The organism is Xanthomonas citri pv. citri, from assembly GCF_000961215.1.
GTDB lineage: Bacteria > Pseudomonadota > Gammaproteobacteria > Xanthomonadales > Xanthomonadaceae > Xanthomonas > Xanthomonas cissicola.
Genome location: NZ_CP008998.1, coordinates 1,003,337 through 1,014,836, shown reverse-complemented (window position 1 = coordinate 1,014,836; position 11,500 = coordinate 1,003,337). Strand labels below are relative to the sequence as shown.

General features: G+C 65.7%; 11 protein-coding genes. 8 read left to right on the top strand and 3 right to left on the bottom strand.

The features are described 5' to 3' along the window. Nucleotides 1-83 precede the first annotated feature (83 nt). Entirely contained in the window at nucleotides 84-944 is an 861-nt protein-coding gene (locus AMD14_RS24535; protein WP_155400521.1) for a hypothetical protein, read from the top strand. Here AMD14_RS24535 and AMD14_RS04855 read toward each other — a convergent pair. Then, nucleotides 910-3,021, bottom strand: coding sequence for a TonB-dependent receptor family protein (locus AMD14_RS04855; RefSeq protein WP_223293156.1), 2,112 nt, complete (start codon nucleotides 3,019-3,021; stop codon nucleotides 910-912). The two genes, AMD14_RS24535 and AMD14_RS04855, sit on opposite strands and share 35 nt — an antisense overlap. A 500-nt stretch (nucleotides 3,022-3,521) precedes the next feature. On the opposite strand from AMD14_RS04855, the gene msuE reads away from it, so the two are divergent. The 7 genes from msuE (at nucleotide 3,522) to AMD14_RS04820 (ending at nucleotide 10,579) form a co-directional block, all read left to right on the top strand. Continuing rightward, nucleotides 3,522-4,085 carry an FMN reductase gene (msuE, locus tag AMD14_RS04850; RefSeq protein WP_011050575.1) on the top strand — a complete coding sequence of 188 codons (564 nt, stop codon included), beginning with the start codon at nucleotides 3,522-3,524 and terminating at the stop codon, nucleotides 4,083-4,085. A gap of 210 nt (nucleotides 4,086-4,295) precedes the next feature. Beyond that, a complete protein-coding gene (ssuD, locus tag AMD14_RS04845) occupies nucleotides 4,296-5,459 on the top strand; it encodes an FMNH2-dependent alkanesulfonate monooxygenase (protein ID WP_005910687.1) in 1,164 nt (387 codons plus the stop codon). An 11-nt stretch (nucleotides 5,460-5,470) separates the two neighbouring features. Next, a complete protein-coding gene (locus tag AMD14_RS04840; protein ID WP_003487421.1) occupies nucleotides 5,471-6,475 on the top strand; it encodes an aliphatic sulfonate ABC transporter substrate-binding protein in 1,005 nt (334 codons plus the stop codon). 8 nt (nucleotides 6,476-6,483) lie between these two features. Next, nucleotides 6,484-7,335 carry an ABC transporter permease gene (locus AMD14_RS04835; RefSeq protein ID WP_011050574.1) on the top strand — a complete coding sequence of 284 codons (852 nt, stop codon included), beginning with the start codon at nucleotides 6,484-6,486 and terminating at the stop codon, nucleotides 7,333-7,335. Continuing rightward, nucleotides 7,332-8,090: an ABC transporter ATP-binding protein gene (locus tag AMD14_RS04830; RefSeq protein WP_003487417.1), complete on the top strand. Its 759-nt coding sequence runs from the start codon at nucleotides 7,332-7,334 to the stop codon at nucleotides 8,088-8,090. The genes AMD14_RS04835 and AMD14_RS04830 overlap by 4 nt, the downstream gene beginning before the upstream one ends. A 124-nt stretch (nucleotides 8,091-8,214) precedes the next feature. Continuing rightward, a complete protein-coding gene (locus tag AMD14_RS04825) occupies nucleotides 8,215-9,402 on the top strand; it encodes an acyl-CoA dehydrogenase family protein (protein ID WP_003487416.1) in 1,188 nt (395 codons plus the stop codon). A gap of 103 nt (nucleotides 9,403-9,505) precedes the next feature. Beyond that, nucleotides 9,506-10,579, top strand: coding sequence for a sigma-54 interaction domain-containing protein (locus AMD14_RS04820; RefSeq protein WP_045714550.1), 1,074 nt, complete (start codon nucleotides 9,506-9,508; stop codon nucleotides 10,577-10,579). A 110-nt stretch (nucleotides 10,580-10,689) separates the two neighbouring features. On the opposite strand, the gene AMD14_RS04815 is transcribed toward AMD14_RS04820, so the two are convergent. Beyond that, nucleotides 10,690-11,184, bottom strand: a complete 495-nt coding sequence (locus tag AMD14_RS04815) for a dihydrofolate reductase (protein ID WP_011050572.1) — start codon at nucleotides 11,182-11,184, stop codon at nucleotides 10,690-10,692. Further along, nucleotides 11,181-11,468, bottom strand: a complete 288-nt coding sequence (locus tag AMD14_RS04810; protein ID WP_005925790.1) for a hypothetical protein — start codon at nucleotides 11,466-11,468, stop codon at nucleotides 11,181-11,183. Before AMD14_RS04810 ends, AMD14_RS04815 begins: the two co-directional genes overlap by 4 nt. Between the last annotated feature and the right edge of the window lie 32 nt (nucleotides 11,469-11,500).

The following is an 11,500-nucleotide window of genomic DNA, read 5'->3' as shown; positions in this document are numbered from 1 at the left end:
AGGTAGGGAATAGCGATCCAGGGGCTGCCGGGATGCGTGCGGCCCCAGGCGTAACGCGTGGCCGGCGGCATGGCCGCACGCCGATGCCGCAGGGCCTGCTGCTGCGTCGCGCTGCCGGCGTTGTCGAACGCGGGCTCGCGGTGGCGCGGACACGGCCGTGTCTGCGGATCCGCACCGAGCTGCGCGCAGAGCGTGGCCGCAACACGGCGATTGCCCAAACCGCGCATGTTGCTCTTCAACCCGTCGGCGCCAGCTGCGGCCAACGCAACGACGCCGGGCTGATACGCCAGCACATCCTGTCTGGTCGCGACGCGTCGCCGCCGCTGCCGCAGATCGATCGGGATCGCGCCACCCGCTACAGCGTGCAGAGCGGCGTGCGCAGCGTCCTTCGCCGCCACGCCGTCAGCATCGACCTGCATCGCGGCCAGCACGCCAACGTGCGTAGCGACCGCATCGCCGGCCACCGCAGGGCATGCATCGCCCATGCATGCCACTGCCAGCCGACCGCCGCACTGCGAAGGAAAGGTCGTACGGTGATGCAAGTGGGCTTGTCGACCTCTTGCGGTTTCCAGCAATGCCATTCGTATCGCTCCAGGTGTTGGATCTCGCTGCGCGCCGGTGGTATGCGTGGCCTCATCGCAGTCCGCACGCCCATTGCAGGCCCATTGCCTGCCCATCGCATGCCCACGCCAGCAGGACGGAACTGCAGCAATTGCCGCGTCGACGCAGCAATCTCCGTAATCAATTTCGATCATGACCTGCCATCAGCCGCTGATCCAGCGTCCACACAGCAGCAAAATCCATTTACTGATAATCCCCGGAAATCACCTGATGGCATGCACATTTGCAACGACCTCGGAAACGCGACGAACACATGCGCTCATCGGCGACGGCAAGCAGCGGCCGCACTCAAAAGCGAAGCGATGCGCCGGCAAAAACGCTGAAACCGTCGCCGACATAGAACACATTGGAATCGCGCCCTTGCAGGTCGTAGGCGGTGCTGGTGGCAGTGGCGTAATGTTTGTTCGCCAGGTTGCGTAAATCGACCCAGGCGCTCCAGCGCCCGCTCGGCAAGCCGTAACCGAGCTTGGCGCCCAGCAAGCCGTAACCGGGCGCCCTGAGCGTATTGGCGAAATCGACGTAATAGCTGGACGCTGCGCGCACATTGAGATGCGCATAAAAGCCGCTGCCATGCGCGTATTGCAACTCGGCCTGATAGACCTGCCGCGGCAAGCCGGGCAACGCATTCTGCGCGAACGCGGCATCGCGGCGGTAATGAAAGTCGTTGAGGGTATAGGCCTGGCGCAGACTCAACCCGCTGCCATCGTCGCCGTCCCATACGCGCGTACTCAGCGCGGCCTCGATGCCCTGATGCACGGTCGGCCCGGCGTTGGCGTTGGCCACCACCGCATCGGTACTGGCAGTGGCCTGCTGGGTCACCACGGTCAGCAGTTCGTCGTTGATCCAGGAGCGGTAGATGGTGAGGCTGCCATCGAGGATGCCGTGGCTACCGCGGACGCCCGCTTCGGCGGTGGTGGCTTTTTGCGGCACCAACGGCCGCGCGAACGGTGTGGCCACCCCGCCGCCGCTGATCTGCCAGGTGACCGGCGGATCGATCGAGCGGCTCACATTGGCAAATGCCTGCAGATCCGGCGTCAGCCGATAGCGCAGCCCCAGGCGTGGGGCTGCGTACCATGTATCCAATGCATAACGCTGCGGATACACGCTGGTGTTGGCGGTGGTCGACTGCACCACGCGCACGTCCCGATCGATATTGATCAGCGACACGCCTGCCGACAGCCATGAGGACGCATCCAGTTGCAACTCGCCACCGAGCGCCAGCACGGTGTCGCGCGACCCGGTATAGCGCACCTCCTTGAGCAGGCGCCAGCTGTCGCGGTCGTGGGTGCGCGCATCGCCGAACGCCAGCCGCGTATCGCTCCAGGTCACGCTGGTGTCCAGGTTGCGGCCGAACAAGATGTCGCCGCTGCGCAAGTAACGCACGCTGGTGTTGATGTCGGTCGATCGCCACAGGTTCGGCGTGGTGGAATAACGCCAGCTGTTGTAGAGCGGATAGTTGTTGAGGTCCACCCCCAACTCCAGGCGCGCGTCATCGTCGAAGACATAGGTGGTTTTGCTACCCACCAGCGTGGTGCCGCCTTTCTTGCGGCCATAGGGGGCCGGGTTGGCACGCGAGCCGCTGTTGATCTGCGCCAGGGTCAGCGTGCCGCCGTTGATCAACTCTTCTTCGCGGTAACGCAGCAGCAGGCGCGTATCCAGGCGCGGGCCGAAGCGATACCCAAGATTGGCGACCAGCTCGCGGCCGTTGGTGTCGGTAAGGTCCTGGTAGCCGTCGCGGCTGTTGTGCAGCAGCGACACGTACCAATCGAAATTCCCTGCCGCACCGCCGTTGCTGATCTGCTGCTTGCGATAGCCGTAGCTCCCCGCCTCTACCCGCAGATATGTTCCCGGTGAGGTCTGCCCGGTGTGGGTGACGAAGTTGATCGCGCCGCCAAGACTGGTGGCCGCATATTGAAAGGCGTTGGCGCCGTACAGCACTTCGGTGTAATTCACTCCGGCGATGCTGAGCAGATCTTCCTGGGTTCCCCCGGGACCGGTGATCGGCAGACCGTCGAACAGAAACTTGGTGCCCAGCACGTAGCCGCCATAAAAGGTATTCAGGCCGGAGCCGCGAATGGAGATCTTGGCGGCCGCGTTGCCGCTGGTGGACTGCGCGAATACGCCCGGCTGGAAAGCCAGCACGTCTTCGGCGCTGGCAGCGCGCCCACGTTCCACCTGCTCGTTGTCCACCAGCGCCGTGTTGCCGGCAACCGTCTGCAAGGCTTGCTCGGCTTGCGCCTGTTCCGGCTTGCGCTCGGCCTTGATCGTCACCGCCTGCAACGTGTGCACCTGTGCATCGGTCTCGGCATCGGTCGGCTGCGCTTGCGCCGGCAGCTGCGCCGAAGCGGCCATCACCCAGGCAATTGCCGAGTACAGCACTGCGCGTCTGTTCGTGGACATCGTGTTCTCCGCTTGATCGTCTGCGCATCGTGGCGCGGCTGGATGCTGCACACGCACATCGCGTGCCAGCGACGCGCGAAGGCCGTCGCACATGGAATCACGCGCAAAAATGCCGTCGATAACGCTCAGCATCGTGCCTGCAGGACGGCGAAATGCTGATTCGGTGTTTCTCCACCAACATTTTTCGCGCGGTCATTTCCGCGCGCACTATCGTCATGCCACAAACGCCATGAGCAACGCCCGGCGCAAGCCGAAAAACCCGAGATTTCAGGGTTTTTTCATCAGGTCATTCTCAAATCTGATAAGCGATCGACGCATTTGAGCGCCCTGTGCCATTGCCATGTCCTCCGCCGTGCAGTCAGATGGAATGCCTCGCTGTCGGCACACGAACAGCCTGCAGCTGCCAGCGTGTGTTTGTGCAGCAACACCATCGGTGTGCGGGCGCCACGCAGGGTCGCGTGACCGCCCGCCATCGTCATCGTCATCACAGGATTCTTCGCATGCGCAGTCCGTTGAATGTCGTCGCCGTTTCCGGCAGCACCTCGCGCCCATCGCGCAGCCTGGCATTAGCCGAGGCGACCCTGGCCGAACTCGGGCAGCGCGTGGCAATCAGGCCCAGCATCATCCAGCTGGGCGATATCGCCCGGCCGCTGGGCGCCGCCCTGTGGCGCAGCGAGTTGGACGAGGCCGCGGAGCAGGCGCTGCGCCAGATCGAATCGGCCGACCTGTTGCTGGTGGTCGCACCGGTGTATCGCGGCTCGTATCCGGGCTTGCTCAAGCATCTGTTCGATCTGATCGATATCAATGCGTTGATCGATACACCGATCCTGCTCGCGGCAACCGGCGGCAGCGAGCGGCATGCGCTGGTGATCGATCACCAACTGCGCCCGCTGTTTTCGTTCTTCCAGGCGGTGACCCTACCGATCGGCATCTACGCCGCCGAGACGGATTTCCACGAGTATCGCGTGGTCAACCCTGCCGTGCGACAGCGCATCGAGCTGGCCGCAGAGCGCGCCGCCGGCGTGCTTGGCGCGCGCACCGATGCGTTGTTGCGCATTGCCTGACTGCACGCTGCAGATGCAGATGCAGATGCAGATGCACGCACAGGATGCGGACTTTTCCAAACCACGGGGGCCAGCCAATCGCCGCAGCTGCCGGTGCCCCAGAAGACAGCCGCCTGGTCGAAACCGAACACGCTTGCAACGAACTCCCCATTCAATCCCTGCACATGATGTGCGGGCTGCTGCGAGGGACGCGCATGACCGAGACCCACCATGGACATGTTCTGGTTCATCCCCACCCACGGCGATAGCCGCTACCTGGGCACCAGCGATGGCGCGCGCCAGGTCAGCGCCGAATACGTCACCCAGGTGGCGGTCGCCGCCGATACGCTGGGCTATGAGGGTGTACTGATTCCGACCGGCCGTTCCTGTGAGGATCCGTGGGTCATCGCATCGAGCCTGATCAATGCGACGCGCCGGCTGAAGTTTCTGGTCGCGCTGCGTCCCGGCCTGATGGCGCCCGCGCTGGCCGCGCGCACGGCGGCCAGCTTCGACCGCCTCTCCGGCGGGCGCCTGCTGGTGAACCTGGTCACCGGCGGCGACCGCGGCGAACTGGAAGGCGATGGCGTCTTTCTGGACCACGCAGAACGCTATGAAGCATCGGCAGAATTCATCCGCATCTGGCGCGAGATCATCGCCCACAGCCACAGCGGCGAGAGCTACGACTTCGACGGCAAACATCTGCAAGTGAAGGCGGCCAAGCTGTTGTATCCCACCGTGCAGAGGCCGTATCCGCCAGTGTGGTTCGGTGGCTCTTCCGACGCTGCGCACGATCTGGCCGCCGAGCAGGTCGATACCTATCTGACCTGGGGCGAACCACCGGATGCGGTTGCGGAAAAGATCGCCTCGGTCCGCAGCAAGGCCGCGGCGCTGGGGCGCACGCTTACCTTCGGCATCCGCCTGCACGTGATCGTGCGCGAGACCGAGGCAGAAGCGTGGGCGGCGGCCGAGTCGCTGATCAGTCATCTCGACGACGAAACCGTGGAACGCGCGCAAAGTGCATTTGCGCGCATGGATTCGGTCGGCCAGCGACGCATGGCCGCACTGCACAGCCGCGGTCAGCGCCGTACCCGCGCCGATCTGGAAGTCAGCCCCAACCTGTGGGCTGGCGTCGGCCTGGTGCGTGGTGGTGCCGGCACCGCGCTGGTGGGCGATCCGCAGACCGTGGCCAAGCGGATCGAAGAATATGCCGCGCTCGGCATCGATACCTTCATCTTCTCGGGCTACCCGCATCTGGAAGAAGCCTACCGTTTCGCCGAGCTGGTGTTCCCGCTGCTGCCGCGCACGGTCAAGCAAAAACTTCCTGGCCAGGCACTGAGCGGACCCTTCGGCGAAGTCATCGCCAACACCATCGTGCCGCGCGCTTCGGCGCGCTGACGGGAGCACTCATGAAGCGTCGCAACCTGCTCAAATTCGGAACCCTCGCCGGCGTCGCGCTCGGCGCCCCGCCGTTGCTGTCCGGCACCGCCTTCGCGCAAACCAAGGGTGCAGTGCCCAAACAACTGCGCATGGACTACGCGTATTACTCGCCGACTTCGCTGGTGCTCAAACACTTCGGCTGGCTGGAGGAAACGCTCAAGGCGCAGGGCACCCAGGTCAAATGGGTGCTGTCGGCCGGCAGCAATCGCGCGCTGGAATATCTGGGCGGCAACAGCATCGACTTCGGCAGCACCGCTGGCCTGGCCTCGCTGCTGGCGCGCGCCAACGGCAATCCGATCAAGGCCGTGTATATCTACTCGCGCCCGGAATGGATCGCGCTGGCGGTCGGCAAGAATTCGCCGATCCGGCAGCTGACCGAACTCAAAGGCAAACGCATCGCCGCCACCAAGGGCACCGACGCCTACCTGTTTCTGCTGCGCGCGCTGCGGCAGGCCGGGTTGAGCAAGAGCGCGGTGGATATCGTGCATCTGCAGCATCCCGACGGGCGCACTGCACTGGAACGCGGCGACGTGGACGCGTGGTCCGGCCTGGACCCGCACCTGGCCGCGAGCCAGATCGAGGCCGGCTCGCGCTTGATCTACCGCAACACCGCCTTCAATTCGCGCGGCTTCTTGAATGTCAGCGAGACGTTCGCCTCCGCGTACCCCGAGCAGATTCCGCTGGTGATCCAGGCCTACGAAAAAGCACGCACGTGGGCGATCGCGCACCCGGGCGAACTGGCCGCGCTGATCGCCGCCGAGGCCCGGCTGTCGCCCCAGGTCGCCACGCTGCAGCTGCAGCGCACCGACCTGCGCAATCCGGTCATTGGTCCGGAAGAGAGGGCAGCGCTGCAGAGCGCCGCGCCGATCCTGCTCGAAGAGGGCCTGGTCCGTCCCGGCACCGATCTGGGCAAGGTGCTGGCTGGGCTGATCGATCCCAGCTACGCCAAGCGCGCAGGCGTGGCGCGGGCCTGAGCACGGCGATGAACGACACCTCCTTGCGCGTTTCCGCCTCCGTGGCCGGCACCCCGCCGCGACCGCGCCTCAGGCTGCCCGCCAGCAGCCTGGGCTGGCTACTGCCGCTGGTCTTCTTCGCCGGGCTCGAACTTGCCTCGGCGCTGGGCTGGACACCGAGTTACCTGCTACCGCCGCCCAGCCAGATCCTGCGCACGCTTGCCGACGAGGCGAGCCGCGGACTGGCCAGTCATGTTGGCGCCAGTGTGTTGCGGGTGCTGGCGGGCTTCTCCATCGGCGCCGGGCTCGGCCTGCTGGTCGGTGTGGCGGTGGGCCTGAGCCGCTGGCTGGAACGCCTGCTCGATCCCAGCTTCCAGGCGCTGCGCGCAGTGCCCAGCCTGGCCTGGGTGCCGTTGCTGCTGCTGTGGATGGGCATCGACGAGGCGCCCAAGATCACCCTGATCGCCATCGGCGCGTTCTTCCCCGTGTATCTGGGCGTGGTCAGCGGCCTGCGCCAGGTCGACCGCACGCTGGTGGAGCTGGGCGAAAGCTACGGGCTGTCCAAACCACGCCTGGTGCGGCGCATCCTGCTGCCGGCGGCGCTGCCGTCCATCTTCACCGGGCTGCGCACCAGCCTGAGTCTGGCCTGGATGTTCCTGGTCGCCGCCGAGCTGATCGCTGCCACCCGCGGGCTGGGTTATCTGCTGAGCGACGGGCGCGAAACCTCGCGACCGGACATCGTGATCGGCGCCATCGTATTGCTCGCACTGCTCGGAAAACTCAGCGATGGCCTACTCAAGAGCATCGAATCGCGCACCTTGCGCTGGCGCGACAACCTGCAGAATCGTAGCGCGCCCGGCCACCCTGGGAGCCCTAGGTGAGCAGCTCCGGCCTGCAGCTGCACATCGCCGGCAAACGTTTCGGCACGCGCCAGGTGCTGCGCGATATCGACCTGCAGCTGGCACCCGGCGAGATCGTCAGCTTGATCGGCGCCAGCGGCTGCGGCAAAAGCACCCTGCTGCGTATCCTGGCCGGCCTGGAGCGCGACTACGCCGGCGAGGTGGCGCTGGATGGCGCCCGTGTGCGTGGCGTGGACCGGCAGATCGGCTTCATCTTCCAGGAGCCGCGGCTACTGCCGTGGCTGGATGTGGCCGCCAATGTCGCTTTCGCCGACGAGGCCGATCTATCGCCGGCGGCCGCGCGGCAATCTGCGCGCGTGCAGCAGTTGCTGGCCCAGGTCGGCCTGCTGGATTACGCAACCGCGCTGCCCAAACAGCTGTCCGGCGGCCAGGCGCAGCGCGTGGCGCTGGCACGCGGGCTGTACCGGCAACCGCGCGTGCTGCTGCTCGACGAACCCTTCAGCGCGGTGGATGCCTTCACCCGCATCAAGCTGCAGGACCTGCTGCTGCGCCTGGCCGGCGAACATGGCTTCAGCGTGCTGCTGGTCACCCACGACATCGACGAAGCGGTCTACCTGAGCGACCGCGTCATCGTCATCGGTGGCCAGCCCGGAACGATCGCGCATGCCCAGCGGCTGGAGCTGCCGCGTCCGCGCGATCGCCAGGCGCATGAGGCGGCGCTGCGGCAGGCCCGCCAGGACCTGCTTGCGGCCTTGCACAGCCTCCATGTGTTCTGAGCGCTGGCCGGCGCTGGAATGCCCTCCCGGATGCGACATGCCCAGCTGGCGATCTTCCGCACTACGTGCCGACCATTGTCCGGTCAGCGCCCCACTCCTTCGCATCTGCACAAGGCCACCGCACATGACCAGCCGCCAACCGCAACCGACCCTGCTCAATCCGCTGCAGACCGCCCAGCGCCTGGCTGCCGGGTTCGCCGACACCGCGATCGAGCGCGATGCGCGCGGCGGCACTCCCAAGGCCGAGCGCGATGCATTGCGCGCCAGCGGCCTGCTCGCGCTCAGCATTCCGGTGCAGTACGGCGGCCTCGGCGCAAGCTGGAGCGAGGTGCTGCAGGTCGTGCGCACCTTCGCCAAGGTCGACAGCTCCATCGCGCATGTGTTCGGCTTCCATCATCTGATGCTCGCCACTGTGCGGCTGTTTGGCCAGCCCGCGCAGTGGCAGCCGTGGCTGGAGCAGACCGCGCGCAAGCAGTGGTTCTGGGGCAATGCGCTCAACCCCCTGGATACCCGCACCGTCGCCGTGCAATGCGAAGGCTGGCGCGAATTTTCCGGCAGAAAGAGTTTCTGTTCCGGCGCCATCGATTCGCAAATGCTGATCGCCTCGGCCCTGGACGAGCGCAGCGGCAAATTGTTGATCGGTGCGATTCCCACCGCGCGCAGCGGCATCACGCTCGGCCACGATTGGGACAACATCGGCCAGCGCCAGACCGACAGCGGCAGCACCACCTTCGAGCGCGTCCGCGTGGAAGAAAGCGAGCTATTGCTGGATCCCGGTCCGTTGAGCACTCCGTTCGCCTGTCTGCGCCCCTTGATCGCGCAGTTGCTGTTCGCGCATCTGTTCCTGGGGATTGCCGAGGGCGCATTCGAGGAAGCGCGCAGCTACACCCTGGGCGAAGCCCGCGCCTGGCACCGCTCCGGGGTCGAACAAGCCAGCCAAGACCCCTACATCCTGGCCCATTACGGCGAATTCTGGCTGGGCCTGGAAAGCGCCCGGCTGCTGACCGACCGCGCTGCCGGATTGCTCGACGCCGCCTGGCGCAAGGAGCATGCGCTCGGCCGCGACGAGCGCGCGCAAGTCGCCTTGGCGGTGGCCGCCGCCAAGGTCGCCACCACACGCGTCGGGCTGGAGGTGTGCAGCAAACTCTTCGAGGTCACCGGCGCGCGTGCCACGCATGCAGCGCTGCGGCTGGACCGCTACTGGCGCAACCTGCGCACCCAGACGCTGCACGATCCGGTCGATTACAAGCTGCGCGAACTCGGCGAATGGGCGCTGCGGCAACAGCCACCCACTCCCAGTTTCTATTCCTGAGCCCGACGATGCGTCACCTGCATTTCCGACTCGGACCTCGCGTCCCGCCGTGTTGAACCGACGCCGCCTCGCGCCCTTCCTCCCCCACGCACGAGCCCGTCCCATGTCCGATGTCCGCTTGCTCACCCTGCCTGCAGCGCAGCAACACGCGCTCACCGGCAACGCCGTGCGCGCCACCGCGCACGTGTTCGAAGACCCATCTTCCCAGGCATTGCTGACGCACCTCGAACGGGTTGCGCCAAGCGAAGCCAGCGTGCTGATCGTCGGCGAATCCGGCACCGGCAAAGAGCTGGTCGCACGTCACATCCATCATCGCAGCGCGCGGGCCCGCCACCCGTTCGTGGCGGTCAACTGCGGCGCCTTCAGCGAGTCGCTGGTCGATGCCGAACTGTTCGGGCATGAGAAAGGTGCGTTCACCGGCGCCCTGAGCGCCAAGGCCGGCTGGTTCGAGGAGGCCAACGGCGGCACCTTGTTTCTGGATGAAATCGGCGACCTGCCGATGCCGATCCAGGTCAAGCTGCTGCGCGTACTGCAGGAGCGCGAAGTGGTACGGCTGGGCTCGCGCCGCAGCGTGCCGATCGATGTGCGCGTACTGGCCGCCACCAACGTGCCGCTGGACCACGCCATCCAGCATGGGTATTTCCGCCAGGACCTGTTCTATCGCCTCAACGTGGTGGGCGTGGAGCTCAAGCCGCTGCGCGAACGTCCCGGCGACATTCCGCCGCTGATCCGCCACTTCGTCGATATCTACAGCCAGCGCCTGGGACACGGCCGCGTGACCATCGGCGCGGATGCCGAGCACCTGTTGGTCGAGTACCCGTGGCCAGGCAATATCCGCGAGCTGGAGAACGTCATCCACCACACCCTGCTGATCCACCGCGACGGCGTGGTGCGCGCCGAAGACATCCGTCTGTCGCAACTGCGCTTGCCAGGCCAGGCCGGCGGCGACCCCCACGAAGACGGCCAGGCCCTGCTCGAACGCGCCTTCGACAGCCTGTTCGAAAGCGCCGGTGGCGCGCTGCATGCGACGGTGGAAGATCAACTGTTCCGTGCCGCGTATCGGCACTGCCACCACAACCAGGTCAAGACTGCCGCGCTGCTGGGACTGAGCCGCAACATCGTGCGTGCGCGGCTGATCGAACTGGGCGAGCTGGTGGTGAACAAACGCCCGGGGTAGTCACGCCTGGCTGCTTGCGAGACCACGCTGCGCATAGCCGGCTCACACGGCGCGCTGCGAGGGTGCGGTCACCGCAGACGCAGCGCGCTTGGATCGTTCACGCAAAGGCGTCAACGCCGCCGATAGTCCACATAGTCGAATGCGAACGCATGCCGGGCATCGGCCGCGTGCGATTCGCGCTGCACGGCCTCCCACAGCGCAGGGTCGATCGGCGGGAAATGCGTATCGGCGCCATCCACTACCGTGTCTACTTCGGTCACCGCCAGCAGATCGGCACGTTGCATGGTCAGCCGATACACCTCGCCGCCGCCGATCACGCACAGCTCCTGCGCGCCATCCTGCGCAGCGCGCTCGATCGCCTGTTCCACCGATGCCACCGCATGCATGCCCTCGAACGGCACCTGCCCCGAACGCGTCAGCACCAGGTTCAATCGCTCCGGCAACGCACGCCCCAGCGATTGCGCCGTCTTGCGCCCCATCAGGATCGGCTTGCCCAGCGTCAGCGCCTTGAAGCGCTTGAGATCGTCGGGCAGTTTCCACGGCAGGTCGTTGTCGCGACCGATGGCGTTGTTGCGGTCGAAGGCGACGATCAGGGTCAGTTTCATCGATCCGGATACAGCGTGTCGTAGATTTTCATCGCCGCGTGCCGGCCCATCATTCCAAGGCAGAAAGCCGCAAGGTACAACACGCCAATCACCGCCAGCGCCGCTGAAGACTGCCCGCCGAAGACGTTCGTCAGCTGCAGGGGTTCACCCTTGTACAAGGCAATACCGAAAAAGCCGATCGGTGCGATGAGCAGGATGCTCGTGAGATTCACCAACAGGCTGGCCTGCATTGCCATCAGCGAATCAGCCAGTTTTTCCCGTGCCTTGATCGAATGCTTGGCCATCACAGTGCTGCCGTCTCAAGTGGATACCAGCG